General features: G+C 72.3%; 28 protein-coding genes. 14 read left to right on the top strand and 14 right to left on the bottom strand.

Features of this window, described 5'->3' with window-relative positions; translation table 11 throughout:
- Nucleotides 1–99: 99 nt before the first annotated feature.
- Nucleotides 100–762, top strand: coding sequence for a YceI family protein (locus ABZ386_RS40345; RefSeq protein WP_351343540.1), 663 nt, complete (start codon nt 100–102; stop codon nt 760–762).
- A gap of 14 nt (nt 763–776) precedes the next feature.
- On the opposite strand, the gene ABZ386_RS40340 is transcribed toward ABZ386_RS40345, so the two are convergent.
- The 5 genes from ABZ386_RS40340 to ABZ386_RS40320 all read right to left on the bottom strand — a co-directional run bounded on the left by ABZ386_RS40340 (nt 777) and on the right by ABZ386_RS40320 (nt 5,381).
- Nucleotides 777–1,274 (bottom strand): molybdenum cofactor biosysynthesis protein, encoded by a 498-nt coding sequence (locus ABZ386_RS40340; protein WP_356675598.1) that lies wholly within the window; start codon nt 1,272–1,274, stop codon nt 777–779.
- A 478-nt stretch (nt 1,275–1,752) separates the two neighbouring features.
- Complete coding sequence (locus ABZ386_RS40335; protein ID WP_351343546.1) at nt 1,753–2,763, bottom strand: MASE1 domain-containing protein; 1,011 nt, start codon at nt 2,761–2,763, stop codon at nt 1,753–1,755.
- A 50-nt stretch (nt 2,764–2,813) separates the two neighbouring features.
- The gene (locus ABZ386_RS40330) at nt 2,814–3,644 is read right to left on the bottom strand and encodes a PP2C family protein-serine/threonine phosphatase (protein ID WP_351343549.1); all 831 of its coding nucleotides are present in this window, start codon (nt 3,642–3,644) and stop codon (nt 2,814–2,816) included.
- A gap of 104 nt (nt 3,645–3,748) precedes the next feature.
- Nucleotides 3,749–4,363 carry a hypothetical protein gene (locus tag ABZ386_RS40325; RefSeq protein ID WP_358968446.1) on the bottom strand — a complete coding sequence of 205 codons (615 nt, stop codon included), beginning with the start codon at nt 4,361–4,363 and terminating at the stop codon, nt 3,749–3,751.
- 19 nt (nt 4,364–4,382) lie between these two features.
- Entirely contained in the window at nt 4,383–5,381 is a 999-nt protein-coding gene (locus ABZ386_RS40320; protein WP_114257178.1) for an inorganic phosphate transporter, read from the bottom strand.
- 161 nt (nt 5,382–5,542) lie between these two features.
- Between ABZ386_RS40320 and ABZ386_RS40315 the strand changes: the two genes are divergently transcribed.
- The 3 genes from ABZ386_RS40315 (at nt 5,543) to ABZ386_RS40305 (ending at nt 8,980) form a co-directional block, all read left to right on the top strand.
- Nucleotides 5,543–6,142, top strand: coding sequence for a DUF998 domain-containing protein (locus tag ABZ386_RS40315; protein ID WP_351343556.1), 600 nt, complete (start codon nt 5,543–5,545; stop codon nt 6,140–6,142).
- 119 nt (nt 6,143–6,261) lie between these two features.
- Complete coding sequence (locus tag ABZ386_RS40310) at nt 6,262–8,412, top strand: helix-turn-helix transcriptional regulator (protein ID WP_358968444.1); 2,151 nt, start codon at nt 6,262–6,264, stop codon at nt 8,410–8,412.
- A gap of 13 nt (nt 8,413–8,425) precedes the next feature.
- Nucleotides 8,426–8,980, top strand: coding sequence for an XRE family transcriptional regulator (locus ABZ386_RS40305; RefSeq protein ID WP_351343562.1), 555 nt, complete (start codon nt 8,426–8,428; stop codon nt 8,978–8,980).
- A 288-nt stretch (nt 8,981–9,268) separates the two neighbouring features.
- On the opposite strand, the gene ABZ386_RS40300 is transcribed toward ABZ386_RS40305, so the two are convergent.
- A complete protein-coding gene (locus ABZ386_RS40300) occupies nt 9,269–9,691 on the bottom strand; it encodes an arsenate reductase ArsC (RefSeq protein WP_351343565.1) in 423 nt (140 codons plus the stop codon).
- A 92-nt stretch (nt 9,692–9,783) separates the two neighbouring features.
- Between ABZ386_RS40300 and ABZ386_RS40295 the strand changes: the two genes are divergently transcribed.
- The 3 genes from ABZ386_RS40295 (at nt 9,784) to ABZ386_RS40285 (ending at nt 11,630) form a co-directional block, all read left to right on the top strand.
- Nucleotides 9,784–10,092 carry a metalloregulator ArsR/SmtB family transcription factor gene (locus tag ABZ386_RS40295; protein ID WP_351343568.1) on the top strand — a complete coding sequence of 103 codons (309 nt, stop codon included), beginning with the start codon at nt 9,784–9,786 and terminating at the stop codon, nt 10,090–10,092.
- The gene (gene arsB, locus ABZ386_RS40290) at nt 10,089–11,168 is read left to right on the top strand and encodes an ACR3 family arsenite efflux transporter (RefSeq protein WP_351343571.1); all 1,080 of its coding nucleotides are present in this window, start codon (nt 10,089–10,091) and stop codon (nt 11,166–11,168) included. The genes ABZ386_RS40295 and arsB overlap by 4 nt, the downstream gene beginning before the upstream one ends.
- Nucleotides 11,169–11,324: 156 nt before the next feature.
- Nucleotides 11,325–11,630, top strand: coding sequence for a PadR family transcriptional regulator (locus tag ABZ386_RS40285; protein WP_355724706.1), 306 nt, complete (start codon nt 11,325–11,327; stop codon nt 11,628–11,630).
- A 54-nt stretch (nt 11,631–11,684) separates the two neighbouring features.
- Here ABZ386_RS40285 and ABZ386_RS40280 read toward each other — a convergent pair whose 3' ends face one another.
- Both ABZ386_RS40280 and ABZ386_RS40275 read right to left on the bottom strand, forming a co-directional pair.
- Nucleotides 11,685–12,959, bottom strand: coding sequence for an APC family permease (locus tag ABZ386_RS40280; RefSeq protein ID WP_356674102.1), 1,275 nt, complete (start codon nt 12,957–12,959; stop codon nt 11,685–11,687).
- A gap of 148 nt (nt 12,960–13,107) precedes the next feature.
- Complete coding sequence (locus ABZ386_RS40275) at nt 13,108–13,488, bottom strand: metalloregulator ArsR/SmtB family transcription factor (RefSeq protein WP_351343580.1); 381 nt, start codon at nt 13,486–13,488, stop codon at nt 13,108–13,110.
- A gap of 165 nt (nt 13,489–13,653) precedes the next feature.
- Between ABZ386_RS40275 and ABZ386_RS40270 the strand changes: the two genes are divergently transcribed.
- Nucleotides 13,654–15,057, top strand: a complete 1,404-nt coding sequence (locus tag ABZ386_RS40270; RefSeq protein WP_358968440.1) for an FAD-dependent oxidoreductase — start codon at nt 13,654–13,656, stop codon at nt 15,055–15,057.
- A gap of 76 nt (nt 15,058–15,133) precedes the next feature.
- On the opposite strand, the gene ABZ386_RS40265 is transcribed toward ABZ386_RS40270, so the two are convergent.
- Both ABZ386_RS40265 and ABZ386_RS40260 read right to left on the bottom strand, forming a co-directional pair.
- Nucleotides 15,134–15,796, bottom strand: coding sequence for a response regulator transcription factor (locus ABZ386_RS40265; RefSeq protein ID WP_351343586.1), 663 nt, complete (start codon nt 15,794–15,796; stop codon nt 15,134–15,136).
- Nucleotides 15,793–16,920, bottom strand: a complete 1,128-nt coding sequence (locus ABZ386_RS40260) for a sensor histidine kinase (RefSeq protein WP_356506265.1) — start codon at nt 16,918–16,920, stop codon at nt 15,793–15,795. The genes ABZ386_RS40265 and ABZ386_RS40260 overlap by 4 nt, the downstream gene beginning before the upstream one ends.
- A gap of 219 nt (nt 16,921–17,139) precedes the next feature.
- Between ABZ386_RS40260 and ABZ386_RS40255 the strand changes: the two genes are divergently transcribed.
- The 4 genes from ABZ386_RS40255 (at nt 17,140) to ABZ386_RS40240 (ending at nt 21,513) form a co-directional block, all read left to right on the top strand.
- The gene (locus ABZ386_RS40255; protein ID WP_351343593.1) at nt 17,140–17,607 is read left to right on the top strand and encodes a DUF6223 family protein; all 468 of its coding nucleotides are present in this window, start codon (nt 17,140–17,142) and stop codon (nt 17,605–17,607) included.
- 168 nt (nt 17,608–17,775) lie between these two features.
- Entirely contained in the window at nt 17,776–19,839 is a 2,064-nt protein-coding gene (locus ABZ386_RS40250; RefSeq protein ID WP_358968437.1) for a discoidin domain-containing protein, read from the top strand.
- A 153-nt stretch (nt 19,840–19,992) separates the two neighbouring features.
- Complete coding sequence (locus tag ABZ386_RS40245) at nt 19,993–20,814, top strand: endonuclease/exonuclease/phosphatase family protein (RefSeq protein WP_351343873.1); 822 nt, start codon at nt 19,993–19,995, stop codon at nt 20,812–20,814.
- A 132-nt stretch (nt 20,815–20,946) separates the two neighbouring features.
- Nucleotides 20,947–21,513: a hypothetical protein gene (locus ABZ386_RS40240; RefSeq protein WP_351343600.1), complete on the top strand. Its 567-nt coding sequence runs from the start codon at nt 20,947–20,949 to the stop codon at nt 21,511–21,513.
- A gap of 24 nt (nt 21,514–21,537) precedes the next feature.
- Here ABZ386_RS40240 and ABZ386_RS40235 read toward each other — a convergent pair whose 3' ends face one another.
- The 3 genes from ABZ386_RS40235 to ABZ386_RS40225 form a co-directional block, all read right to left on the bottom strand.
- Nucleotides 21,538–22,725: a spermidine/putrescine ABC transporter substrate-binding protein gene (locus tag ABZ386_RS40235; RefSeq protein WP_356619218.1), complete on the bottom strand. Its 1,188-nt coding sequence runs from the start codon at nt 22,723–22,725 to the stop codon at nt 21,538–21,540.
- 63 nt (nt 22,726–22,788) lie between these two features.
- Entirely contained in the window at nt 22,789–23,574 is a 786-nt protein-coding gene (locus ABZ386_RS40230) for a GNAT family N-acetyltransferase (protein ID WP_358968433.1), read from the bottom strand.
- A gap of 120 nt (nt 23,575–23,694) precedes the next feature.
- The gene (locus ABZ386_RS40225; RefSeq protein ID WP_358968430.1) at nt 23,695–24,132 is read right to left on the bottom strand and encodes a hypothetical protein; all 438 of its coding nucleotides are present in this window, start codon (nt 24,130–24,132) and stop codon (nt 23,695–23,697) included.
- Nucleotides 24,133–24,217: 85 nt separating this feature from the next.
- Between ABZ386_RS40225 and ABZ386_RS40220 the strand changes: the two genes are divergently transcribed.
- Both ABZ386_RS40220 and ABZ386_RS40215 read left to right on the top strand, forming a co-directional pair.
- Nucleotides 24,218–24,919 (top strand): helix-turn-helix domain-containing protein, encoded by a 702-nt coding sequence (locus ABZ386_RS40220; protein WP_351343876.1) that lies wholly within the window; start codon nt 24,218–24,220, stop codon nt 24,917–24,919.
- A 91-nt stretch (nt 24,920–25,010) separates the two neighbouring features.
- A complete protein-coding gene (locus ABZ386_RS40215; RefSeq protein ID WP_356506261.1) occupies nt 25,011–25,574 on the top strand; it encodes a dihydrofolate reductase family protein in 564 nt (187 codons plus the stop codon).
- A gap of 123 nt (nt 25,575–25,697) precedes the next feature.
- On the opposite strand, the gene ABZ386_RS40210 is transcribed toward ABZ386_RS40215, so the two are convergent.
- Nucleotides 25,698–26,156, bottom strand: a complete 459-nt coding sequence (locus tag ABZ386_RS40210; RefSeq protein ID WP_358968427.1) for a PPOX class F420-dependent oxidoreductase — start codon at nt 26,154–26,156, stop codon at nt 25,698–25,700.
- Nucleotides 26,157–26,277: the final 121 nt, after the last annotated feature.

Below are 26,277 nucleotides of genomic sequence, written 5' to 3'. Positions count from 1 at the left end.
TGTGCGAAGCGGCGGCAAAAAGGTCAGGCGCTCGTTTTCAACAGTCCCACATCGCAAGGGGACTTGCGGCCATAACCAAACTCAAGTACTAGATGAATCATGAACCTGTTCAACCGCGTCGTGCCGTCCCGCCGGCAGGCGCCGACCGTCCCCCCACAGCGCCCCGGCGGCGCACCGGCTTCCCCCACCGCCGTGCTGCCGGACCCCGGCCTGGCGAATCTCACCGGTGAATGGGTCGTCGACCCCGCGCACAGCAGGATCGGCTTCTCCGTCCGGCACGCCATGGTGACCACCGTGCGCGGTTGTTTCCTGGAGTACGAAAGCCGGCTCTACTTCGACGCGCACGACCCGGCCCGGTCGCGGGCCGACATCACCCTGTTCACCTCCAGTGTCGACACCGGAGTGGAACAGCGTGACGCCCATCTGGTCGGCCGCGACTTCCTCGACGCGGCCACCTATCCGCGGATGCGCTTCACCAGTACCGCGGTGGAACAAGCGGGAACCGACCTGTACCGCATGTCGGGGGAGCTCACCATCAAGGGAATATCCCGCCCCGTCGTACTGGACATGACCTATATCGGGCACGTCACCGACCCCTTCGGTTACGACCGGGTCGGTTTCGACGGCACCACCACCATCAACCGCTCCGACTGGGGCCTGACCTACAACAGCAGGCTGGCCGAGGGAGGCGCGATGGTGAGCGAGAAGGTGCGCCTGCAGCTCGACATCGCCGCCATCCGCACGGCACCGTCCGCCGGCTGACCGCCGAAGGCGCTTCAGGACACGGCCTCGCCCCCGGCCACGACACGGAACGTGGCCGGGCCGACCGTGAGCACCCCGTCGCTCAGGGGCGTGCACCGCACACCGCCCCGGCCGCGCAGGGCCCGGTGCGCGCCGGGCCCGATGGTGACGTCCATCCAGGCGCAGGGCCGGGCGGGGCGGTTCACGGCGAACACCACCGGCCCGGTGCCGCAGTCGAGGGCGATCGTCGCGCCGACGTACGCGTCGATGTCGACGCCCCTGAGCAGGACGTTCCGGCGGGTGTGCCGGAGGTCGGCGTCCGCCGGGAGGCCCTCCGAGGCCATCATGGTGACGGCCGCGTTCCGGTGGGCGGGCCGGGCGTAGTAGCGGTCGCCGACCAGCCCCAGGCCCCGGCGTACCTCCACCCGGGTGACGCGCTCGTCGGCCGGGCCGGGGGAGGGGCCGTCCGACGGCCGTCCGGCCAGCCGGTGCGAGGGCGACACCAGCAGTTCCAGCACCTCGACCTCGGTCATGGCCCCACCCTAGGACGCGGTAACCGGGCCCGGCCGCGAGGTCTTCGCCCCTCGCGGGCGCTGCGGCAATCGTGCCCGTCGGCCCCCCGGCGGGCGCAACGCCGGGCGCGGTCGCGGTCCCGTCGATCCCCGCGGGCGCGGTGGCAATCGGGCTCGTTGCCCCCGGTGGGGTGAGCGGTAGTCGGGCCTGGTCGCGGGCCTGTCGATTCCCTCGGGTGTGGTGGCAATCGGAGCCTTCGGCCCCCGGGTGGGGTGAGCGGTAGTCGGGCCTGGTCGCGGGCCTGTCGATTCCCTCGGGTGCGGTGGCAATCGGACCCTTCGGCCCCCGGTGGGCTGAGCGGTAGCCGGGCCTGGTCGCGGGCCGTCGATTCCCCGGGCGTGACGGCAACCGGACCCGTTGCCCCCGGCGGGCGCAGCGGCCACCGAGCCCGGCCGCAGACCAGTCGCCCCACCCCGCGGACGCACGACCCCCGGCCCGTCACTCGTCCTGCCGCCGCCCGATTCTCCCCTCCTCCAGTGAGGCCCGGCCGTCCGCCGCCTCGCCCGCCGTCAGGTGCTCCAGCACCTCGACCAGCTCCTGGCACGCCCGTTCCACGGAACGCCGGGTGTTGATCTGCTCGGTGATCACGGCCGACAGGATCAGCGCGGTCAGGGCCATCGCCCCGTTGAAGGCCTGCAGTTTGATCATCACCTCGACCCTGGTCAGCCGTTCGAACGGCCCGGACCGGTCGGTCGCCGCCACCGTCGCCATGATCGAGGCGAACAGGGCGCACAGCATGCTGCCCGCCAACTGGAAACGCAGCGCCGCCCAGATCAGCAGGGGATAGACGAGGAACAGCAGACTGACCGGGCTGTGCGTGGCCGGCGGAACGACACAGCACGCGATCAGCGCCAGGCCCGACGCCTCCTTCCAGCGCGACAGCCGCAGCGGCCGGCGCAGGCGGTACAGCAGGAGCAGCACCGGCGTGACGATCAGGACGCCCATCGCGTCACCCACCCACCAGGCCAGCCACACCGCCCAGAAGCTCGGCCAGTCGAGCCGGCCCGTGGCGATCAGCAGGCCGGCGCCCACGGTCGCGCTGATCAGCATCGCGGTGAACGCGCCCAGGAACACCAGGGCCAGACCGTCCCGCAGCCGCGCCAGGTCGGTACGGAAACCGGCCCGGCGCAGCAGCAGGTACCCGACGACCGGCGCGGCCGTGTTGCCGGCCAGGACGCCGAACGCCGAGGGCCGCAGGGAGGTGAGGGACAGGATGACGAGAAAGGCGCCCAGGGCGATCCCCGGCCAGCAGCGCAGCCCGAAGATCAGCAGGAAGGCGACCGAGACGCCGGTGGGAGGCCAGACGGGCGTGACGACCGCGCCCTCGACGACCAGTTCCCGCATCAGGCCCAGCTGCCCCGACACGTAATAGCAGGCGGCGACGGCCAGCGTCTGCAGAGCGATGACGACCGGCGTACGCAGATCCTGGGTGCCCACCACAGCAGCCATGAGACACCGGGGCCGCCGCGTCGGCGAGGTGAGAGCGGGGCCCTGCGGCCCTATGGCTGAGCTTCGGGACCGTCGAGGCCGACCACCAGGACGGCGGCGTCGTCGTCGTGCCCGACCCGCTCGGCGCCCTTGATGACGGCGGCCGCGAGCGCGTCCACGTCCATGCCCGCCACCGCCGCGATGCCCGCGAGCCGGATCACCTGGTCCAGGCCCTCCTCGAGCCGCATGGACGGCCCCTCCACGACACCGTCCGTGAGCAGCACGAACACGCCGCCCGTGGTGAGCTCGTGACGGGTCACCGGGTACGGCGTCCCGGCCTGGATCCCCAGGGGCGGGCCGCCCTCGTCCTCGGTGACGCCGGACTTCCCGTCGGCCGTGGCCCAGACGCAGGGCAGATGCCCGGCCCGCGCGCTCTCCAGGACGCCCGCGCACGGGTCGAGCCGCATGTAGGTGCAGGTGGCGAACAGGTCGGAGCCCAGCGACAGCAGCAGGTCGTTGGTCCGGGCCAGGACCTCGCCCGGCTCGCTGGTGACGGAGGCCAGGGCCCGCAGTCCGGCCCGCACCTGCCCCATGAAGGCGGCCGCCTCGATGTTGTGGCCCTGGACGTCACCGATGGACAGCCCGATCCGGCCGTCGCCGAGCGTGAAGGCGTCGTACCAGTCGCCGCCCACGTTGAGGCCCTGGCAGGCGGGTGTGTACCGCACGGCCAGATGCAGCCTGCGGGCGACGGGCAGGTCCCGGGGGAGCATGCCGCGCTGCAGCGCGATGGCCAGTTCGAGGCGGGACCGCTGCATCTCGGCCTGCGCCCGTGCCTGAGCCGTCAGGGCCCCGAGCCTGGTCAGCAGCTCGTCGCCGTCGTCCGTCGTGCCGGTGCGGAACATGGATCACTCCGGCGAGGATGGCCACGGTCGGTGACGACCCTCGAAGGCAAATCATCCGATTTACGTCCATAGGATGATACTCAGCGGGCGGGGCCGACGACGACTCACGCGGGCCGCTCACCGCGGACCTCGCAGGCATCGGCCCGCACTGCCTCGCCCCGGGCGTCCGCCACGGCCTGCCGCAGCAGCCGGGAGAGCCGCTGGTCGGCGTCGGGCGCGGCGCACAGCACCCGGAGCGCGTGCTCGAGGGAACGGCGCCCCGGCCCGCGCCACCACAGCAGATCGGCGACGCGCCCCGGCAGCCCGCCCGCACGGGCCCGGGCGAGCCGCTCGGCTCGACGGCGGCACGCGCGGCTCGCCCGCGCCAGACGCCGGGACGTGGGCCGGGTCGAACGGGCCGCGTCCACGACCGCGCCGACGAGCAGCGGTGCGTAGGCCCGGCCCTCGGGGCGGGCGTCGGCGAGGTCGGCGGCCAGCGGCCACAGGGCGAGCCGGGCGGCGTCCGTGACGCTGTCGTTGACCGCCCGGGCCAGCGCCGCGAGCGCCGGGTGCGTACCGGCCGGGCTGTCGGTGAACCGGCCGCCGGCCAGCAGGGCGGCGGCCTCCATCAGGCAGGCGCCGTCGTCGGGGTGCAGATGGGCGAAGCGTCCGGGCATCGGAAGCCCGTCCGGAGCGAGGGCACGGGACTGCTCGGACGGCCGGGGAGGGAAGGCGATCATGGACGGCCTCCGGCTGGGTTCACAGGCCGGTGACGGCGTGCAGGAACAGGTACATCGCCGCGGCGGGGATCCCGGCGCCGGGGAACGTGAGGATCCAGGCGGTGACGATGGAACGGGCCACCTGCCAGCGTACGGCCGAGGCGCGCTGCGTGGCACCGGCACCCAGGATCGCCGCGGTGATCGTCTGCGTGGTGGAGATCGGCGCCTTCACCAGGAACGCGGTGGTGTACAGGACGGCCGCGGCGGCGGTCTCGGCGGCGAACCCGCGCGGCGGATCGAGATGCACGATGCGCCGCCCGAGGGTGGTGATGATCCGGCGCCCTCCGCTGTACGTACCGGCGGCCATCGCGGCAGCCACCGCGACGATCACCCACACCGGGACGGAGAAGTCGTCCTGCCACCCCGCCGTGACCAGGGCGAGCACGATGACGCCCATGGTCTTCTGCGCGTCCTGCAGTCCGTGGCCCAGCCCCATGGCGGCGGCGGAGACGGTCTGCGCCATGCGGAACCGGCGCATCGTGGGCCGGGGCATGGCACGCCGGAACACCCACAGGATGGTCGCGTGCAGCGTGTACCCGAGAGCCACGCCGACCAGCGGCGACAACAGCATCGGCAGTACGACCTTGTCCACGATGCCGGACCAGTGCACGGTGGCGGAGGCGGCGAGCGCGGCACCGACGAGCCCGCCGATCAGGGCGTGCGAGGACGAGGTCGGCAGCCCCCGCCACCAGGTGAAGACGTTCCACGCGATGGCGCCGACGAGCGCACAGACGACCAGCAGCAGACCCGACAGCTCCTCGGGCGCGCCGATGATGCCGCTGCCGACGGTCTGGGCGACCTCGGTCCCCAGGAAGGCGCCGCAGAAGTTCATCACCGCGGCCATGGCCAGCGCCACCCGCGGCGTCAGCGCCCGGGTCGAGATCGAGGTGGCGATCGCGTTCGCGGCGTCGTGGAAGCCGTTGGTGAAGTCGAACGTCAGCCCCACGATGATGATGAGCACCACCAGGGTGAGCTCCATGACCGATCACCTTTCGCCGCGCACCCGCACGATTCCATCGTGCGCCCCGCAGCCGCACGGGGGCTGGGCGACTACGCCACGCGGGCCCAACCCGTGCCCGGAACCCGGCGACCGACACCCACACACCACCGTCGGCGAATGCACCGCTTTACGGTGTCCTGATGCGATCTGTTCCTGTCTGGGCGCTGGTGTCGTCGGGGTGTGCGCCTGTCGTCCTGATCATGGGCTGGCTGATGGCCGCGTCCCTGCAGGGCCCGGCCTACGACCCGGCCGCCCAGACGATCAGCGTCCTGGCGGCCCCGGGAAACTCGGGCTACTGGGTGATGACAGCCGCGTTCATCGCCCTGGGCGTCTGCCACCTGCTCACCGCCTGGGGACTGCGACCGGCCGCGACCGCCGGACGGGTGGCCCTCGCGGCCGGCGGCGTGTCGGCCCTGACGGTGGCCCTGGTCCCGGCACCGAGCAGCGGAGGCTCCCTCGGTCACGGCTCGGTGGCCGCCGTCGGTTTCGTCCTCCTGGCGGCCTGGCCCGTCCTGGCCGCCAGGACCAGCGGCACCGTGCCCTGGGCCCTGCGGCCCCTGCCCGCCCTCGGGGCGACCGCCGTGATGGCCCTGGGCGCGGCATGGTTCCTGGTCGAACTGCACCAGCGGGGCGCCGCGGGTGCCGCCGAGCGCGCCGTGACGACGATCCAGTCGGTCTGGCCGTTCGTGGTCGTCCTCTCCTGCTTCCAACGACCGGCCCGCGACCGGCATCCGGTGTGACAGGTGCCCGGTTTCCGGTGTGACAGGTGCGCGGTATCCGGTTGACAGGTGCGCCGCAGGTGCGTGCTTCGTACGCGAGATGTGCGCTTCGCGATACGGTGCCGCACAGGAGGTACTGCATGTCCGAGCTGTTCGACGCGGTCGACGCGCTGGTCGCTTCCCGTTCCCCCCTGCCGCCGCCGGCGGAGCGCAAGCGCCTGCGGCAGGCACACGGGCTGACGCTCGACGAGGTGGCCACGGCCCTGCGGGTGCGGCGCGCGACGCTCAGCGGCTGGGAAGCCGGCAAGACCGAACCGCGCCCACCGGAGCGCGACGCGTACGCCCGCCTGCTGGACCAACTGGCCCGGCTCTACCCCGCCGACGCCGACACGGCCGCTCCCGCACCGGACACGACCCCCACGCCCCCCGACACCCCGGCCGCGCCAACGGATCGCGAGCAGGCGGCGGTTCCCGGGGCGCGCCCGTCCGGCTCGTCACCGGCGGGGCGACGCCGAGACGCCGAGCGGACGGCACAGCCGAGCCCCCCGCAGCCCGGCACCGACCGGTTCGCGAACGGCCCGCTGCTGGTCCTCGACGCGGACGCCGAACGACGGGTGACCGGTTACGGCGTCGGCGGCCTGATGCTGGACGTCCCCGCCAAGTCGCTGCCCGCGCTGGTGGAATGGACACTGACCGCAGCGCGACTGGGAGCCCCGCGACTGCACGGCAGCGGCAAGGACGCCGACCCGCTGCTCGTGCTCACCGAGTCCGCGCTGGAGCGCTACGGCCTCCCGGCGCGCCTGTCGGAGCCTGAGCGGCTGGCCGGGCGGCTCCCGGACGGCCACAAGGTCGTCAAGCAACTCCACAAGGCGAACTGGCAGCTGACCCAGCGCGGCTTCGGCCCCTGGGCGCGCATCTACCGTCCCGCGGAGGGCCGCCTGCGCCAGTGCGTGCAGTTGTGCGTCCCCTCCTGGAACGCACTCGACCCCCGCACCTGGGGCGGGGCCGCGCAGCTCGAACCGGCGGAACTGGCCCGGGTACTGGGCACCTACGCGGTGCGGGTGCTGACCCCGCGGGGCTCGGCGGCCGTCACGGGCCTGGAGCTGATGACGGCGGTGAACCCGCCGACGCGCGCGGGCGAGCCGGACGAGTCCGGCCGGCGGCACAAGGAGCACCGGCCCGGTTCGCTGGGGGAGCGGCCCGTCGAGTGCGCCCCCTGCGAAGCCCCCGACGGTCATCCGCTGCTCGCCCACCTGCCCCGCTTCCACCAGCGCGGCCCCGAGGAGATGCTGCTGGAGGAGGCCTACGACTGGGCGCGGCAGCTGACCGACGCCGAGTGCATGCAGCGCTACCTGGTCGGCATCGACGTCAACCTCGCGTTCGGGGCCGCCGCCAACGGCGCGGTGGTCGGCCTGGCCGCCCCGCCCGTGCACGTCACCCGCCCCGCCTTCGACGCGGCGCTGCCGGGGGCCTGGCTCGTCGACCTCTCCCACGTCGACCTCTCGCGGGTGCTGGTGGGCAAGCGGTGGCAGCGGGTGCGGGGCGAGTTGCTGCCCAACCCGTTCACCCCGACGGGCGAGCACCCCTCGGGCCCGGCCTGGTACGCGACACCGACGGTGGCCTACGCGGTGGAACTGGGCTACGAGGTCGCACCCGTCGAGGCCTGGGTCCGCGAGGAGAAGGGCAGGTTCCTCGACGGCTGGTACAAGCGGCTGCGCGACGCCTACGTCGAGACGATGACCGACCTGGGCGTGGGCGAGAAACTGCCGCCCGCGCGGTTCCTGAAGGCGATGGACGGCTACCGGCGGCGCGACCCGGAGATGGCGATGGTCCTGGACGCGGTCAAGTCGACCGTGAAGGGCGGTATCGGCAAGCTCCGCGAGCGGGCGCGCGGCGGCGGCTGGAAGCCGGGGCAGCCCTGGCCTGCCCTGTCCCGGCCGACATGGCGCCCCGACATCCGCGCCGCCGTCATCTCCCGGGCCCGCGTCAACATGCACCGCAAGATGCTCAACCTGGCCGCGGCGACCGGCCGTTACCCGGTGGCGGTACTCTCCGACTGCGCCGTCTACGCCGCTGACGGCCCGTCCCCGCTGGACGTGCTGCCCTACGGCGCCGACGGCAGGACGGTCCCCGGCTCCTTCCGGATCGGGGTGTCGCCCGGCATGGTCAAGCACGAGGGCACCCAGACCACGCTGTGGGCGGAGGAAGTGCGCGAGAAATACGGCCAGGACCTCAACCTCGCGCGCTACATCAAGACGGGCGAGGTCGCCGCCGGGGACGACGGAGAGTAGAGGGGGAGGACCGGTGGACAGGGTCGGCGACGGTCTGGACGCCGCGCTGCGCAAGGCGTTCACACGCCCCGTCCCGCGCAGCGCGGGTGCCCGGATGCGGTTCCTGGTGCGGCAGTTGCGGGGCACCGGGCCGGTGGCGGAGCTGCTCGGCATCACCCGGCGCACGGTCGAGCGGTACGTCCGCGACCAGATCAGACACCCCCGCCCCGAGTTGGCGCAGCGCCTGGAGCGAGAGGTCGTCAAGCGGTGGCAGCCCAGGGTCAGGGCCCAGGCCAGACGGGCCGCCGCCACCACGGCCGGCATCGTCATCGACACCCGGGCCCGCTTCGGTTACACCGCCGCCCCCGGCACCACCGACGACGCCCGCCTGCGCCACCTCACCGTGGCCCTGCCCCCCGAGTACGCCGCCCGCCTGTTCGACACGCAGGAAGCAGGCGGCACGGAACAGCAACTGCGGGACATCGCGGCGGAAGGCCTCCAGGAGATCTACTTCAAGGACCACGGCCGCCGCGCCCAGGGCCTGCTGGTGGAGTTCACGGACGTGGAGCACCTCGAGTTCGACCTGTGAGAACCCGCACGGCCGTTACGCCGACCGGCCCTCACGGTCGCGTGCCGACGACCGCCTCTGCTTCCTGCGCCCCTGGCGCGCGCCCCTGCGATCCGCCGACTGTCGGTCCTGTCGCTCGGGCCCCGGTCGAGGAGTGTCGTCCGCTGACCGTCACATGTCCGCGATCCGCCGACCGGATCGCCGGTCGGGAGGCAAGGACGGGAAGAGGGTCCGTGCCCGGCGCGATCCGGGACGTCGACGGCGCCCTCCTGGCCGGACGGAACCGACCGCGGCCGGACCCCGCAGGGATCACACGCTCCGCTGGGCGTCGATCTCGGCGATCAGCGCCTCGATGCGGGCCCTGATCTCGTCGCGGATCGGGCGGACGGCCTCGACGCCCTTGCCAGCCGGATCCTCCAGGGCCCAGTCGAGGTACTTCTTGCCGGGGAAGACCGGGCAGGCGTCGCCGCAGCCCATCGTGATGACGTAGTCGGACGCCTGGACGGCCTCCGTGGTCAGGATCTTCGGCTCGGCCGCGGAGATGTCGATGCCGACTTCCCGCATGGCCTCCACGGCGGAGGGGTTGACCCGGTCGCCCGGGACCGAACCGGCTGAGCGGACCTCGACCCGGTCGCCCGCGAGGTGGTCGAGGAATCCGGCGGCCATCTGGGAGCGTCCGGCGTTGTGGACGCACACGAACAGCACGGAGGCGAGCGGGCTGGAGGAGGACATCGGTTCATCCTTCGTGACAGCGGGACGAGCAGTTCGACGATCAGGTCACCCCCGGCTGTTATCAGCCATGGATGATGTGACACTATCAGTCCATGATGACGTCAGTCGACACTGACCTGATCCGGGTGCTGGCCGACCCGCTCAGGCTCCGGATCGTGACCCTGCTCGCCAAAGAGACGCTGTGCACCACCCACCTGGTGGAGGAGACCGGCGCCCGGCAGACCAACCTCTCCAACCACCTGAGAGTGCTGCGCGAGGCGGGTGTGGTCGAGACCGAGCCGTGCGGCCGGTACACGTACTACAGGCTGCGCCCCGACGTCATCGCCCAGCTCGCCGAACAACTCGGTGACCTGGCCGAGTCCGCCCGTGCCGCCGCCGACAACAAGAGGGCCTGCCCGTGACCCGCACCGAAGCACCCGCGGCCACCGAGGATTCCTCGGTCGTCGCGAAGCTGTCGACCCTCGACCGCTTCCTCGCTGTCTGGATCCTCCTCGCCATGGCCGTGGGCCTGGGCCTCGGGCGCGCCGTCCCGGGCCTGAACGACGCCCTGGCCGCGGTCGAGATCGGCGGCATCTCCCTCCCGATCGCCATCGGCCTGCTGGTCATGATGTACCCGGTCCTGGCCAAGGTCCGCTACGACAAGCTCGACGCCGTCACCGGCGACAAGAGGCTCATGGTCTCGTCACTGGTCGTCAACTGGCTGGTCGGCCCCGCGGTGATGTTCGCGCTGGCGTGGATCTTCCTGCCGGACCTGCCCGAGTACCGCACCGGCCTGATCATCGTCGGCCTCGCCCGCTGCATCGCCATGGTCATCATCTGGAACGACCTCGCCTGCGGCGACCGCGAGGCAGCCGCCGTGCTCGTGGCGCTCAACTCGGTCTTCCAGGTCCTCGCCTTCGGCCTGCTCGGCTGGTTCTACCTCGACCTGCTGCCCGGCTGGCTGAACCTGGGCAACGGCGAGCACCTCGACATCTCCATGGGGAAGATCGCCCTGAACGTCGTCGTCTTCCTCGGCATCCCGCTGCTGGCCGGGTTCCTCACCCGCCGCCTCGGCGAGCGGAAGCTCGGCCGCGAGACGTACGAGACGGGCTTCCTGCCGAAGATCGGACCCTGGGCGCTGTACGGCCTGCTCTTCACGATCGTCATCCTCTTCGCCCTCCAGGGAAAGACGATCACCTCGCAGCCGCTGGACGTGGCCCGCATCGCCCTGCCGCTGCTGGTCTACTTCGCGCTGATGTGGTTCGGCACGTTCGCCCTCGGCAAGGCCATCGGCCTGGCCTACGACCGCACCGCCACGCTCGCCTTCACAGCCGCGGGCAACAACTTCGAGCTGGCCATCGCGGTCGCCATCGCCACCTTCGGCGTCACCTCCGGCCAGGCCCTCTCCGGAGTCGTCGGCCCACTGATCGAGGTGCCGGTGCTGGTGGCGCTGGTGTACGTGTCCCTGGCCTGGCGCCGGAAGTTCGCCCGCGCCTAGCACCACCGCCTAGCGCCAGTGCTTAGCACCCGCGCCTAGTACCCCCGCGTGGTGTACGACGCGAGCACGCGGCGGCCCCCGGACGACCCGGTCCGGCTAGGATCGGTTGCCGATATCGGGTGCGTCACTGTCCGGCGGGCACGGAGGTGGGTCGGGGTGCGGGAGTTCCAGAGGGGTGCGGTGCGGCTGCACATCCTCCACCACGCGGCCGAGGAGGAGATCCACGGAGCCTGGATGTCCGAGGAGTTGGCCTCGCACGGCTACCGGATCAGCCCGGGCACCCTCTACCCGACGCTGCACCGGCTGGAGGCGGACGGGCTGCTGGTCTCCGAGCAGCGCGTGGTCGACGGCCGCACCCGGCGCGTCTACAGGGCGACGGAAGCCGGCAGGCAGGCCCTTGCCGAGGACCGTCGAGCGCTCAGGGAACTCGCCCGTGAACTCCTCGGCGAGGAAGCCCCGTAGGGGGCGGCGCCGAGAAGGAGACCGCCTGGTGCCGACCGCTCGTGCTCCATACGCCTAGGAGTTCCGGGCGGCCACGGTACGGCGTACTCCGTACACGGCGGCGCCGAGCGCCAGCACCGCCGCCCCGGAGATCACCGAGGCCGCCGGCAGGGCGAACGCCAGGACGAGGCAGCCGGCCAGGCCCACGGCGGGGACGATCCGAGCCGGACGCCCCTCGTCCGGGGCCAGGGTCCAGGCGGAGGCGTTGGCGACGGCGTAGTAGGCCAGCACGCCGAAGGAGGAGAAGCCGATCGCCCCGCGCACGTCCCCGGTGGCGGCGAGGACCGCCACCACCGCGCCGACCGCGAGTTCGGCCCGGTGGGGCACCTTGAACGTCGGGTGCACCGCCGCCAGGGCGTGCGGCAGGTGCCGGTCGCGGGCCATGGCGAGCGTGGTGCGGGAGACACCCAGGATCAGCGCGAGCAGGGAACCGAGCGCCGCCACCGCCGCGCCGGCGCGCACGATCGGCACGAGCCAGTCGGCCCCCGCCGCCCGGGCCGCGTCCGACAGCGGTGCCGTGGCCTGCGCCAGCCCGTCCGCGCCGAGGACCGTCAGCACGGCTACGGCGACGACGGCGTACACGACCAGGGTGATACCCAGCGCGATCGGGATCGCCCGGGGGATGGTGCGCGCCGGGTCCCGGACCTCCTCGCCCAGCGTGGCGATCCGCGCGTATCCGGCGAAGGCGAAGAACAGCAGCCCCGCCGCCTGGAGCACCCCGCCCCCGGTCGCGTCGTCGCCGACGTCCAGCCGGGCCGCGTCCGAGGCGCCCGACGTCAGGGCGGCGACCACCACAGCGGCGAGCACCGCCACCACCACGCCCACGATCACCCGCGTCAGCACAGCGGACTTCTGCACCCCGGCGTAGTTCACCGCGGTCAGCGCCACCACCGCCGCGACCGCCACCGCGTGGGCCTGCCCCGGCCACACGTACGAGCCGACCGTGAGCGCCATCGCCGCGCAGGAGGCGGTCTTGCCGACCACGAACGCCCACCCGGCCAGGTAGCCCCAGAACGCGCCGAGCCGCTCCCGGCCGTAGACGTAGGTGCCACCGGAGGCCGGGTAGCGGGCGGCGAGCCGGGCGGAGGAGGTGGCGTTGCAGTACGCGACCACCGCCGCCAGCGCGAGACCGATCAGCAGGCCGGAGCCGGCCGCGTGCGCGGCCGGGGCGAGCGCGGCGAAGATGCCCGCCCCGATCATCGACCCCAGCCCGATCACGACCGCGTCCGGTACCCCCAGTCGCCGGCGCAACTCGTCCGGCAGCCCCGCGGTGGTGGACGGCTTGCTCATGCCCTGCTCCCTCGGCGGCCCGGCCGCATGTGACGGAATCCGATATCGGCAGACGATACGTGACCCCGTCAAGGCGCAGGAGAGGCCAGGTGGCCGGCGGGCCGACAGCGGGTGAAGAGCAGGTGCCGCCGGCGCCCCGCTGCCGGCGTCAGACGGCCGGAGCAGCGGTCAGCAGCCTGCCCATGGCGGCGAGGACCGAGGGCTCGACCCGGTAGTAGACCCAGGTCCCGCGCCGTTCGGAGGTCAGCAGGCCGGCCTCCTTGAGCTTCTTCAGGTGGTGGGAGACGGTCGGCTGGGAGACGCCCACGTCGGAGATGTCGCACACGCACGCCTCACCGCCCGCGTGCGAGGCGACCGCGGAGAACAGCCGCAGCCGCACCGGATCGCCCAGCGCCTTGAACATCCGCGCGGCCGTCTCGGCCTCCTCGGCGTTCATCGGACGCTCCGTGAGCGGCGGGCAGCACGGTGCCGCCCCTTGGCCGTCCGGTCCGCCGGATCCGAGCAGCGGCAGCGCCTTCGTATTCGACATGTGTCTATGTTGACATGCGTCGAACCAATGGCCGCGGCTCGGTCGGAAATGGATCACCATGCCGAGCCCATTGATTCGATGAATGTCTATGTTGACGCTTGTCGATACAGCTGCCATCCTGGCCGCACAGGACATCGACAAACGTCGAAACAACAAGGAGTCGCCGTGACCGCGCCCGCCACCCCCGAGCTGCCCGTCGTCGTGATCGGAGCCGGACCCACCGGTCTGGCCGCCGCCGCACACCTCGTCGACCGCGGCATCGAACCCCTGGTCGTGGAAGCCGGGCCGGCCGCCGGCGCGGCGGTGCGCGAGTGGGCACACGTCCGGCTCTTCTCGCCGTGGAGCGAACTGGTCGACCCGGCCGCCGAAAAGCTCCTCGCCCCCACCGGCTGGACGAGGCCCGACCCCTCGGCCCACCCCTCCGGCGGCGACTGGGCCGAGCGGTACCTCCAGCCCCTGGCCGACGCCCTCGGCGAGCGCGTCCGCACCGGCGCCCGCGTCACCGGCGTCTCCCGCGCGGGACGGGACCGGCTCGTCGACGCCGGCCGCGACACACAGCCGTTCGTCGTCCACGTCACCCGCACCGACGGAACCGAGGAGCGGCTCCTCGCCCGCGCCGTCATCGACGCCTCCGGCACCTGGACCACTCCCGGCCCGGCCGGCGGCAGCGGCCTGCCCGCCCTCGGCGAGCGCGCGGCCGCCGACCGCGTCACCTACCGCGTCCCGGACCTCGACGACCCGGCGGTCCGCGCCCGCTACGCGGGCCGGCGCACCGCCGTGATCGGCTCCGGCGCCTCCGCCTTCACCGCCCTGGCCCGCCTCGCCGACCTGGCCGGGGCCGGCGACGGGGCCGGGACGAAGGCGGTGTGGATCCTGCGCCGCGGCATCTCCGGCTCCACCTTCGGCGGCGGCACCGCCGACCAGCTCCCCGCGCGCGGCGCCCTCGGCCTCGCGGCCAAGGCCGCCGTCGACGAGGGGCACGCGGACGCGGTCACCGGCTTCCGGACCGACGCCGTCGAACGCGACGGCGACGGGCGCCTGGTCCTGGTGGGCGAGGACGGCCGCCGCCTGGAGCCGGTGGACGAGGTGATCGTGCTGACCGGCTTCCGGCCCGACCTGTCCTTCCTCTCCGAGATCCGCCTCGGCCTGGACGAACGCCTCCAGGCCCCGGTGAGGCTCGCCCCGCTGATCGACCCCAACCAGCACTCCTGCGGCACCGTCCGCCCCCACAGCCACCGCGAGCTCTCCCACCCCGAACAGGGCGTCTACCTGGTCGGCATGAAGTCCTACGGCCGCGCGCCCACGTTCCTGGCCCTCACCGGCTACGAGCAGGTCCGCTCCGTCGCCGCGGCGATCGCCGGCGACCTGGAGGCCGCCGACCGCGTCGAACTCACCCTCCCCGAAACGGGCGTGTGCGGCGGCGCCGGCCTCTTCGACACCCCCGAAGCCGACCAGGCCGACGGCGGCGGCTGCTGCGCCCCGGCGCCCCGGCCCGTCCAGCTCGGCACACCGGCCGCCGCGCCGGCCCCTGCCGCACAGGCACCGGCGGACGGCTGCTGCGGTTCCTGACCCGCCCCGGCGCCCGGAGGCGCGGCCGAGGAGCGCCCAGGTGAGGGTCTCGGCAGGCACCCGGGCCGTGGCCGCGTCAGGAGCCGGGCGGGACCACCAGGCCCGACTCGTAGGCGAACACCACGAGTTGGGCCCGGTCACGGGCGTGGAGCTTGGCCATGGCCCGGTTGATGTGGGTCTTCGCCGTCATCGGGCTGATCACCATGCGGCCCGCGATCTCGTCGTTGGACAGGCCCCGCGCCACCAGGGCGACGGCCTCCCGCTCGCGGCCGGTCAGCTCCTCCAGTCTCTTTCCCCTGGTCGCGGGGAGCGGCTGGGTGACGTAGCGGTGGATGAGTTTGCGCGTGATGGAGGGCGCCAGCAGGGCCTCGCCGCGCGCCGCGACACGGACGGCGTGCAGGAAGTCCTCCGGCAGGATGTCCTTCACGAGGAACCCGGCGGCGCCGGCGCGCAGCGCGTCGAAGACGTACTCGTCCAGGCCGTAGTTGGTCAGGATGACGACGTGCACCTGGGCCAGGGCCGGGTCGGCGGCGATGCGCCGGGTCGCCTCGATGCCGTCGACGACCGGCATCTGGACGTCGATGAGAGCCACATCGGGCAGGTGCTTCACGGCCAGCTCCAGGCCTTCCCGCCCGTCGGCGGCCTCGGCCACCACTTCGATGTCGTCCTCCAGGTCGAGGAGCGCGCGGAACCCGCTGCGGATGAGCGGCTGGTCGTCGACGAGCAGGACCCGGATCATGACGTGTGCTCCACGGGGAGTTCGGCCTGGACGGTGAAGCCGCCCCCGCCGCGCGGTTCCGCGCGCAGCCGGCCGCCGAGGGCGGTGACGCGTTCGCGCATGCCGAGCAGGCCGAGACCGGGCGGCGGGGCGGTGTCCGGGGTCGCCCTGCCGTCGTCGTCGACGCGGAGGGCGAGGGCGTCCGGACCGCAGTCGATGCGCACCGACGCCGTACTCGCGTCCGCGTGCCGGGCGATGTTGGTGAGCGACTCCTGGACGATCCGGTAGACGGTCCGGCCCACCGCGGCCGGCACGTCCTGGCGTCGCCCCTCGATGGTCAGCGTCGCGTCCAGGCCGATGGCGCGGGCGCGTTCCACCAGGTCCGGGACGTCGTCGAGGCCGCGCGGCGGGGTCGTGTCGTCGTCGCGCAGGGCCTGGAGCGTCGCCCGCAGCTCACGGGCCGCCTCCCGCCCGGCCTCCTGGATCGCCAGCAGGGCGTCCGGCACCTCCTCGCCGCGTCGGCGCGCCACGTGCACGGCGACCTCCGCCTGCACCTTGATGACGGAGATCTGGTGGGTGAGCGCATCGTGCAACTCCCGTGCGATGCGCAGCCGTTCCTCGTCGGCCCGGCGCCGCGCGGTCTCCTCCCGGGTGCGCTCGGCCTCGTCCGCCCGCCGCTCGGCCTGCCGCAGCGCCTCACCCGCGGCGCCGGCCGCGATCAGCCAGGCGATCTCCAGGGCGCCCCGGGCCCGCGCGAACGCCTCGCCCGTGTCGTGCAGACCCGAGATCAGGGCCGCCGGCGGAAGCAGCCCCAGCACGGCCACGCTCGCCGCCACCGTGACGGTCCGGTGCCCCGCCCGCACGGCCGCGTACACGGCGAACAGGTACGCCACGGCGGGCACGTCGAAACCGGCCGCCTGGTACCCCACCGCGCACAGCCCGGTGACGGCCAGGACGGCGATCGGAGCCCGGCGGCGCGCGGCCAGCGCCAGCCCGCCCGCGGCCAGCAGCGCGTAGCCGAGCACATCGAGGCTCGCGGCGGAGCGCTGCCCGGACAGCCCGGTCACCAGCAGCGCCGCCGCCACACCGCCGGCGATGCCCCAGTCCACGACACGGGCCCGGACACCGCTCCCCCCGTTACTCATGACGGGCACCCTAACCGGCCGCCGCCACGGGCGAGTCCGCCTCGCGGGCGACGGCCGGCTACCGCACACGCGGTACCCGCGGGCCGCCTGCGGCGATCGCGGTAGCCGGATGCGGCACCGGCGGCAGTGCGAAGTGTCCGCGTCCGCCGGACGACCGGGCGCGGGTCCGCCGGACATGCTCGGGCGGCACCCACTCGCAGCAAGAGAAGGAGCACCAGGATGTCTGTTCGCCGCCTGCTCACCGCCACAGCGGCCGCCCTGCCCACTGCCACTGCGGCGGCCCTGCTCGCCGGCATCGCGCTTGCCACGCCGGCGGCCGCCCGGCCCTCGGCCCGGCCCGTGGCGGCCGACGTCTACGACTTCGGCCTCGGGCGCCTCGGGGCCACCACCGGCGCCCTGCTGGGGCTGGCCGGTGTGGCCCTCGCCTGGCTGGCACTGGCACGCCCGGCCGGTCGTCTCGGCACCGCCCGGGGTTCCCTCGGGGCCAGGCTCGCCCTGGTGACGGCGCTGACCGGCGCGGTCCTCGGCGGCCTGGTCGCGGCCACCGCCGACGGCGGCCTCGGCACCGGCAACGGACTCGGCGGTGCCTACGTGGCCCTCGTGGTCGGGCTGATCGCCACAGCCCTCGGCGGACTGGCCCTGACCCGCTCCCGCCGCCCGGCCGACCACGTCGGACGCAAGAGCTGACACCGAACCGACGGCAGGACATAGTGATTACCTGTCAGTAGCCCATCGCTCCCGGAGACTTGACTCGTCAAGCGGCAGGGGTGATCCTCGTCGCACCTTTGGGCGAGGTCATGACAATCGGCTCCCTGGCCGTGGACCCCGCCTCCCGCTGACCGAGGGACGTGGGTCGTGACGAGTGCCGAACGCCGCAACCACGGACGCAAGAACGTCACCGTGGTGTCGCTCCTGCTGCTCGTGCTGGCCGTCGTGCTGGGCCCCGCGCCGAGTTCGGCGGCCGGCGCCGACTGGTGGAACCCCACCGCACGGCCCGCCCCCGACTCCGACATCAACGTCACCGGCGCGCCCTTCACCGGCACGGACGCCGGGGGAGAGGTACGCGGCTTCGTCGACGCGCACGACCACATCTTCGCCAACGAGGCGTTCGGCGGACGCCTGATCTGCGGGAAGCCGTTCTCCGAACAGGGCGTCGCCGACGCGCTCAAGGACTGCCCCGAGCACTATCCGGACGGCTCGCTCGCGGTCTTCGACTTCATCACGCGCGGCGGAGACGGCAAACACGACCCGGTGGGCTGGCCCACCTTCAAGGACTGGCCGGCCCACGACTCCCTGACCCACCAGCAGAACTACTACGCCTGGGTGGAGCGGGCCTGGCGCGGCGGCCAGCGGGTCCTCGTCAACGACCTCGTCACCAACGGCGTGATCTGCTCCGTGTACTTCTTCAAGGACCGCGGCTGCGACGAGATGACGTCCATCCGCCTCCAGGCCAAGCTGACGTACGACATGCAGGCCTACATCGACAGAATCTACGGCGGGCCCGGCAAGGGCTTCTTCCGGATCGTCACCGACAGCGCACAGGCCCGCCAGGTCATCGAGCAGGGCAAACTGGCCGTCGTCCTGGGCGTCGAGACCTCCGAGCCGTTCGGCTGCAAGCAGGTCCTCGACATCGCGCAGTGCAGCAGGGCCGACATCGACAAGGGACTGGACGAGCTGCACTCCCTGGGCGTGCGCAGCATGTTCCTGTGCCACAAGTTCGACAACGCCCTGTGCGGTGTCCGCTTCGACTCCGGCACGCTCGGAACGGCCATCAACGTCGGCCAGTTCCTGTCGACCGGCACCTTCTGGAAGACGGAGAAGTGCACTGGCCCCCAGGCCGACAACCCCATCGGCGACGCGCCGGCGGCCGGAGCCGAGGCGAAGCTCCCGGCGGGCGTGGAGGTCCCCGGCTACAGCGCGGACGCCCGGTGCAACGTCCGCGGGCTGACCGAACTCGGCGAGTACGCCGTGCGCGGCATGATGCGGCGCGGGATGATGCTGGAGATCGACCACATGAGCGTCAAGGCCACCGGCCGGGTGCTCGACCTCTTCGAGGCCGCCTCCTACCCCGGTGTGCTCTCCTCGCACAGCTGGATGGACGCGGAGTGGACCGAACGGGTCTACGGCCTGGGCGGCTTCATCGCCCAGTACATGCACGGCTCGGAGGACTTCGTCGCGGAGGCGAGGCGCACCAAGGCCCTGCGCGACAAGTACGGCGTGGGCTACGGCTACGGCACCGACATGAACGGCGTCGGCGGCTGGCCCGCCCCGCGCGGAGCCGACGCCCCGAACAAGGTCGAGTACCCCTTCAAGAGCGCCGACGGCGGCTCCGTCCTCCACCGGCAGGTCACCGGCGAGCGCACCTGGGACCTGAACACCGACGGAGCCGCGCACTACGGCCTCGTCCCCGACTGGATCGAGGACATCCGCCGCGTCGGCGGCCAGGACGTGGTGACCGACCTCCTGCGCGGCGCGGAGTCCTACCTCGACACGTGGAGGGCCTCCGAGAACCACGAGGCCGAGACCGATCTCGCCACAGGCGCCACCCCGTCGGCCAGTTCCTCCGAGTGGAGCCTGTTCACCGACCGCAAGCCGCACAGGGCCGTCGACGGCGACGGCGGGACCCGCTGGGCGAGCGACTGGAGCGACGACCAGTGGTACCGGCTCGACCTCGGCTCCACGCGGACCGTCGGACGGGTCACCCTCGACTGGGAGCGCGCGTACGCGAAGTCGTACCGGGTCGAGCTGTCGACCGACGGCGAGAACTGGCGCACCGCCTGGTCCACGACAGCGGGCGACGGCGGCCTGGACACCGCGAACTTCACCGCCGCACCGGCCAGATACGTACGCGTCCATGGCCTGGAACGCGCCACGGACTGGGGCTACTCCCTCTACGAGGTCGGCGTCCACAGCGGCTGACACCCCCGGGCGGGCGCTCGCCGTCCGCCCGGGTTCCCGCTCCCACCATCCGATCCGCGATCCCGTTCCACAACTCCGTCCCATAACCTCGTCCAAGGAACCTCGGATGCCACGTGTGTCCACCTGGAGGAGGCGACGGTGCTCAGAAGCGGTATGCGGTTGCTCGCGGGTGTCATGACCGTCGTCTGCATGGTGCTCATCGGCCCCAGCGCGCCGAGCGGCGCGGTCTCCGCCGGGACCCCGCTCGTCGAGCCCGTGAGGGATGTCGTACCGAACCGGGTCATGACGTGGAACATCTGCAACCCCTGCGAGACGAGCAACGTCGACCGGGCGGCGGAGATCGCCGCGTACGCCCCCCAGGTCATCGGCCTGCAAGAGGCGTGCGTCCGTGATGTCGAGCTGATCCGGGACTACTTGGAGAACCTCCACGGGCTCGTGTACCACGTCGAGTACGGGACGGTGCTCCGCAACTGGGGCCGCTGCGGGGGAGCGCCGTGGAGCCCGGGGGCCTTCGGCCAGGCGGTCCTGTCGGCGGCACCGATGACAGACGTCGTCACCGAGGAGTATCCCGACGGCGGCTCCGAGGACCGCGGGTACGTGGCGGTCACCACCACCGTGGGCGGCCGGTCGGTCCGGGTCTTCAACACCCACCTCGCCCAACGGCGCCAGGAGGAGGTGCGGGCGGGCCAGGTCCGCGTCCTCGCGGCAGAGGCCGCGCGGCACGACCGCGCGATCCTCCTCGGCGACTTCAACGCCGTGCCGGACGCCCCCGAACTCGCCCCGATGTGGGCACTGGCCACGGATACGGACCCCCAGTGCGGCCCTTCGCCCACCGGCACCTGCAAGCCGACCACCGACTGGCAGCTCAAGTTCGACTACGTCTTCCTGCGAGGCATCACCCCGCTCGACCACCGCGTGCTGCCGACCCCGGCCTCGGACCACCACGTGCTGCACACCGACCTGGACCTCGGCTGAGCGGGGTGGTCACGCGGTGCAGCCGTCCGGCCATCCGGGTGAAACCGCGTCCGGCATGAGCGGCCCCTGCCGCCCAGGGGCAAGGCATACCGCCGACTGGTGACCGGATCGACCGACACACGGAGGAACGCCATGGCCGGTGGACAGAGGACGAACGCCTTCATCTGCCTGAGGGTCCCGCCCGAACTGGTCGACGACCTCGTCGACGTGCAACGGCAGTGCCAGGACCGCGTCGACCCGCAGTACCCGGAGCACATCCACATCACCCTGGGTTTCCTGCACGGTGCCGACGAACGGAAACTGGACGACGCGCGCTCGTTCATCACCGGCGGAGCATGGTCCGCTCCGACCATCCGCCTGACCGGCGAAGTACGCCACGGCAGCTGGACCCTCAGGAAGAACCCGAGCTACCGGTACGACGAGGACACCGTCCAGAAGGGAGAACAGATCCGCCTGGGCATCGAACGCACTCCCGAGCTGGCACGCATCCAGCAGGACGTCACCCAGTACCTGGACATCGTGGAGGACGATTTCTGGCCCCACGTCACCCTGGGCCTGGCCCGGGAGGACTTCCCGGCCTCCGACGTCAAGGCACTGAAGCTCCCGGCGGTGAGCGGACCAGCGCCCAGCGTCGACGTCCAACGGGAGGCGTCGGCCACCGCGTTCACCTTGCTGGTCCGCAAGGAACTCACCCCCTGACCCGTCCTGCGGCCCTGGCTGCGTCTACAACCCCGCGATCCGGTTCCACCGCCGCGCGAACTCCGCCCGCTCCGCCGAGGTGATGTCCCGCGCGATGGCGAGCCGGCCGCGCATCTCCCGGTCGGGGAAGATCAGCGGGTTCTCGGCCAGGGCCGCGGTCTCCGGGTCCCCGGCGGAGGCGAGGACGTCCTGGGCGGAGGGGACCGGGCAGACGTAGTTGACCCAGGCGGCGAGTTCGGCGGCGACCTCGGGCTCGTAGTAGTAGTCGATCAACCGCTCGGCATTCGCCTTGTGGCGGGCGAGGTTGGGGATCATCAGCGACTCGGCCCACAGCTCGGCACCCTCTTCGGGGACGACGAACTCGATGTCCGGGTCGTCCGCCTGGAGTTGGATCACATCGCCCGAGTACGCCTGACAGGCCAGGACGTCGCCGCTGGACAGGTCCTTGATGTAGTCGTTGCCCGTGAAGCGCCGGATCTGCCCCCGCTTCACCTGCTTCTCCACCTGGTCACAGACCGTGTGGAAGTCGTCGGCCGTCCACCTGCCGATGTCGACACCGTTGCCCTGCATCAGCAGCGCGAACGCCTCGTCCAGGCCCGACAGCAGGGTGACCCGGCCCTTCAGGTCGCTCGCCCACAGATCGGCGACCCGCCGTATCTCGCGGCCGGTCCGGCGCCGGTTGTACGCGATCCCCGTGATCCCGGACTGCCACGGCACCGTGCACCTGCGGCCGGGGTCGAAGGCAGGCGAACGCAGCTGCGGGTCCAGGTACCTGGACACGTTCGGCTGCCGCGCCCGGTCCATCTCCTGCACCCAGCCGAGCCGCACGAACCGCGCGGCCATCCAGTCACTGACGACGATCAGATCCCGGCCGGTGGACTGATGGTTCATCAGTGCGGGGCTGACCTTGCCGAAGAACTCGTCGTTGTCGTTGATCTCCTCGACGTAGTCCACCGAGATCCCCGTCCGCCTCTCGAAGGCCGCCAAGGTGGGCCGCCGTGACGGCTGTTCCTCGTCGACGTCGATGTACAGCGGCCAGTTCGCCCAGACCAGCCGCCGATCGGTCGCGGACAGGTCGGTGGCGTCGCGATCACCGGGACGCACGTACGCCGCCGGGACCCCGCACCCGGCGAGCCCACCGAGCACGGCCCCGGAGCCCAGGGCGCGGATCAGGGTGCGTCGGGTCAGCGGAGGGATCGTCTTCAACGGCATGGGAGCAGCATGCCGCGCCCCGTCAGGACCGGACAATCGACACCGCGTCGAGGTCGGTCGGTGTCAGGGCGACCAGACGTACGGCGTGGTCGTGGTGACCGCGTGCAGGCCGAGGCGGGTGAGGATCGGGGCGCTGTCGGCCGAGGCGTCGACATGGACGTAGGGGACGTCGCGTTCGGCGGCGAGCTGGGCCCGGTGGGCGACCATGGCCCGGTAGATGCCCCGGCCACGCCACTCCGCGGGGGTCGAACCGCCCCAGAGGCCGCCGAAGTCGACGCCGTCCTGGAACACCAGCCACGCCGCGCAGACGACCTCACCGCGTGCCTCGGCGACGAGGACGACGGTGTTCTCCGGGTCGTTCCCGATCCGGGCGGCCAGGTCGTCGGCGAGCCAGCTCCAGTCCTCGCCCCAGACGGTGCTCTCCAGGGCGGCGATGCGCTGGAGGTCTGACCGGGCGGTGACACGGCGGAGGGTCACGCCGTCGGGCAGGACGGGGTCGGCGGCGAGGTCCGCGGACCGTCCGATGAGCACGGTCTCCGTGTCCTCGGCGACGAAGCCGGCCGCGGTGAGCCGCTCGGTGAGGTCGGCGGGGAGATCGTGGGCGCGGGTCTTCCATTCCACCGCCTCGCCCCGGGAGGCGTAGAAGTCCCGCTGACGCGCTATGAGCGTGTCGAGTTCCTCCCCGCGCACACCGAGGTCCCGTGGTCCCGTCACGAAGCCACGGTGCCACCCGACGACACGGGTCAACGGGCCGTCCCGCTCGACGCGGGCGCCGCCGCCGGGCGGGGCGACGCCCCGGAGCCGGGTGTCATACGCGGTACGGAGATCGTCGATCAGCGTGTCCTTCACGCGAACACCGTACGGACCGGGCAAGCGATCGAGAACCTGCCCTCGGTTGCGAGACGCGAAGCCGCTCGGAGCCGGCCTCCCCTCCGCCGGCGCTGCCGCCGCCCGGGCCGCTGTCGGCGGTCAGCGCGGTCGCCGCTCTCCGCGGTAGCGCTGGGCGAGCCGGGCGAGGGCGACCGCGCCGAGCAGCAGTCCGAAGTCGCGCAGCGCGATGTCGTAGTGGCCCGGGATGGTCAGCAGGTTGACGATGATGCCGGCCAGCCATCCGGCCACCAGCCAGCCCCCGAAACGAGGGGCCACGGCGACGACGAGACCCGCGACGATCTCGATCACCCCCACGGCGTACATGGCCGCCTGGGCGCTGCCCGGCACGATGTCGTTGATCCACGGCGCGAGGTAGACCGGCCAGTCCACGAGCAGGTTGGCGAACTTGTCCAGCCCGAACAGGATCGGCGCGGCGGTGAACCCCGTACGCAGGACGACGAACGCCTGGTAGCCGGGATCGCTGAGCGCGCCGCGCCTGGGGGCGGTGGACGGTGTGGTGGTGGTTGCGGACGACATGACGCCCGTCCCTTCTATCGACAACGTTCATTAACGATAGAAGTACGCGACGCTTCTTTAGTCAAGAGCTGTGGGTTTTACACTGGTGTTCGTGGACCACCCGAATGAGGCACCCCCGTCCGATGTCTCCGCCGTCGCCGCTCTGGACGAGCCGACCCGCAGGAGGCTGTACGACCACGTCGTACGGCAGCCGGGACCGGTCAGCCGCGATGAAGCCGCTGCCGCCCTCGGCCTGGCGCGCCAGACCGCGGCCTTCCACTTGGACCGCCTGGCGGACGAAGCACTCCTGGACGTCGTCTACGAGCGCCGCAGCGGCCGCACCGGCCCGGGAGCCGGACGGCCGGCCAAGCTGTACAAGCGCTCCGCGAAGCAGGTCACCGTCAGCCTGCCGGAACGGCGCTACGAACTGGCCGGACGGCTCCTCGCCCAGGCCATGGAGGACGCCGAGACCACCGGCGAACCGGTCCGCACCGTCCTGCACCGAAAGGCCCGGACTCTCGGCGCCCAGCTCGCCGCGCAGGACGCCGCGAGCGTGTTCGACCTCCTGGAGCGGTACGGTTTCGAGCCGCGCTTCGACGGTGAGGCGATCGTGCTGGGCAACTGCCCCTTCCACGAGCTGGCCCGCGAGCACACCCAGACCGTGTGCGGCATGAACCTCCACCTGCTCAGCGGCGTCCTCGAAGGACGGGGTGAAGGCACCCTCCAGGCATGCCTGGCCCCGAGCCCCGGCCACTGCTGCGTCCGCCTGGAACCGGCTCCGTCCCCGCCCGCGACCGCCGAAGCCTGACGTCCAGGGGATCCAGCGGACCCTGCGAGCCGTGACGAGTCCTGCGGCGTCCGGACCGTACTGTCGAAGCGGCTACCGAGGAGGACTGCCGATGCGCAGTGTGACCTATTCGATGAGCGTCTCGCTCGACGGTTACATCGTCGGACCGGACGGCAGCTTCGACTGGACGGCGCCCGACGAGGAGGTCTTCCGCTTCTGGATCGACGAGATCCGGGAAGTGGGCGTCCACCTGATGGGACGGCGGCTGTACGAGACGATGCTGTACTGGGAGACCGCAGACCAGGATGGATCGCTCGACGACTCGGAACTCGAGTGGGCGGCGCTCTGGAAGCCGCTCCCCAAGGTGGTGTTCTCCACCACGCTGTCGACGGTCCAGGGCCATGCCCGCCTGGCCTCCGGCAGCCTGGCGGAGGAGATCGAGCGGTTGCGAGCCGAGCCGGGGGAGGGCGACATCGCGATCGGCGGCGCCACCCTCGCCGCCGAGGCGGCCGCGTCGGACCTGATCGACGAGTACCGGACCGTGGTCTACCCGGTGCTCGTCGGCGGTGGCATTCCGTTCTTTCCCCGGAACGAGCGCCGGGTGGATCTCGAACTCGTCGAGACCCGCACCTTCCACTCGAGATTCCCCTACCTCCGCTACCGCGTGGCGCGCTAGGGAGTGCTGCGAAAGTGGATCAAGGCCGCTGGGGGCCTACGACTGTGCTTGGCGGTCGAGCGTGGACACAAGCCGCGCTGCCCATGCTCGCCACCGCGCGGGCGATGACCCGCACGGTCGCCCCTAGCCGTTGATGTCCAGGGCCGTCCCGTACAGCCGCTCCACCCGCAGCCGAATGACGACCCTGCGCTCGGCCACCAGCTGCTTGAGGAACGCGTCTTCGTCCTCCGGCTTCGCGGCCGCCGGGATCATCGCGAGCAGCTCCCGTCCGACCGCGTCCCCGGGAACCGTCGTGATCTCCGAAGCCTCCGCCGCGCCCTCGGCGACGGCGAACGACCAGACGTCGCCACCCTGCACGTGCAGCGCCGCGCGCGGGTTGCGCTGCAGGTGCTTGACCTTGATGCGGCCGGCCGTGGTCGACATTCTGACGATGCGGGCCTCGGGGTCCCAGCTGTAGAGCATGGTGGTCAGGTGCGGTTGGCCACTTTGCTTGACAGTGGCGAGAGTTCCGAACTGCTGCCCTGCGAGCAGATCGGAGAGGGCTTCGTCGGACAGGGAACGCGGCGCTGGTCCTTGAGTCATGCTCAGATCAACTTCGGTGACCTCCCTGACATTCCACAGCCCTCTTCTGTTCACCACCGCTCGTGCTGCCGGTATCCCGAGGAGGCAGCGGCAGCGGCAGCGACGGAGATACGTCCCACCA

This window comes from Streptomyces sp. NPDC006140, assembly GCF_040628815.1.
In the GTDB taxonomy this organism is placed as follows: Bacteria; Actinomycetota; Actinomycetes; order Streptomycetales; family Streptomycetaceae; genus Streptomyces.
Note: the sequence above shows the minus strand (reverse complement) of the source record. Positions and strands in the feature narration are given on the sequence as shown.

Coding starts and splice junctions, on each gene's coding strand:
- ABZ386_RS40345 (WP_351343540.1), top strand. CDS start 100: ATGAACCTGTTCAACCGCGTCGTGCCGTCCCGCCGGCAGGCGCCGACC.
- ABZ386_RS40340 (WP_356675598.1), bottom strand. CDS start 1,274: ATGACCGAGGTCGAGGTGCTGGAACTGCTGGTGTCGCCCTCGCACCGG.
- ABZ386_RS40335 (WP_351343546.1), bottom strand. CDS start 2,763: ATGGCTGCTGTGGTGGGCACCCAGGATCTGCGTACGCCGGTCGTCATC.
- ABZ386_RS40330 (WP_351343549.1), bottom strand. CDS start 3,644: ATGTTCCGCACCGGCACGACGGACGACGGCGACGAGCTGCTGACCAGG.
- ABZ386_RS40325 (WP_358968446.1), bottom strand. CDS start 4,363: ATGATCGCCTTCCCTCCCCGGCCGTCCGAGCAGTCCCGTGCCCTCGCT.
- ABZ386_RS40320 (WP_114257178.1), bottom strand. CDS start 5,381: ATGGAGCTCACCCTGGTGGTGCTCATCATCATCGTGGGGCTGACGTTC.
- ABZ386_RS40315 (WP_351343556.1), top strand. CDS start 5,543: ATGCGATCTGTTCCTGTCTGGGCGCTGGTGTCGTCGGGGTGTGCGCCT.
- ABZ386_RS40310 (WP_358968444.1), top strand. CDS start 6,262: ATGTCCGAGCTGTTCGACGCGGTCGACGCGCTGGTCGCTTCCCGTTCC.
- ABZ386_RS40300 (WP_351343565.1), bottom strand. CDS start 9,691: ATGTCCTCCTCCAGCCCGCTCGCCTCCGTGCTGTTCGTGTGCGTCCAC.
- ABZ386_RS40295 (WP_351343568.1), top strand. CDS start 9,784: ATGATGACGTCAGTCGACACTGACCTGATCCGGGTGCTGGCCGACCCG.
- ABZ386_RS40280 (WP_356674102.1), bottom strand. CDS start 12,959: ATGAGCAAGCCGTCCACCACCGCGGGGCTGCCGGACGAGTTGCGCCGG.
- ABZ386_RS40275 (WP_351343580.1), bottom strand. CDS start 13,488: ATGTCGAATACGAAGGCGCTGCCGCTGCTCGGATCCGGCGGACCGGAC.
- ABZ386_RS40265 (WP_351343586.1), bottom strand. CDS start 15,796: ATGATCCGGGTCCTGCTCGTCGACGACCAGCCGCTCATCCGCAGCGGG.
- ABZ386_RS40260 (WP_356506265.1), bottom strand. CDS start 16,920: ATGAGTAACGGGGGGAGCGGTGTCCGGGCCCGTGTCGTGGACTGGGGC.
- ABZ386_RS40255 (WP_351343593.1), top strand. CDS start 17,140: ATGTCTGTTCGCCGCCTGCTCACCGCCACAGCGGCCGCCCTGCCCACT.
- ABZ386_RS40245 (WP_351343873.1), top strand. CDS start 19,993: ATGCGGTTGCTCGCGGGTGTCATGACCGTCGTCTGCATGGTGCTCATC.
- ABZ386_RS40240 (WP_351343600.1), top strand. CDS start 20,947: ATGGCCGGTGGACAGAGGACGAACGCCTTCATCTGCCTGAGGGTCCCG.
- ABZ386_RS40235 (WP_356619218.1), bottom strand. CDS start 22,725: ATGCCGTTGAAGACGATCCCTCCGCTGACCCGACGCACCCTGATCCGC.
- ABZ386_RS40225 (WP_358968430.1), bottom strand. CDS start 24,132: ATGTCGTCCGCAACCACCACCACACCGTCCACCGCCCCCAGGCGCGGC.
- ABZ386_RS40215 (WP_356506261.1), top strand. CDS start 25,011: ATGCGCAGTGTGACCTATTCGATGAGCGTCTCGCTCGACGGTTACATC.
- ABZ386_RS40210 (WP_358968427.1), bottom strand. CDS start 26,156: ATGACTCAAGGACCAGCGCCGCGTTCCCTGTCCGACGAAGCCCTCTCC.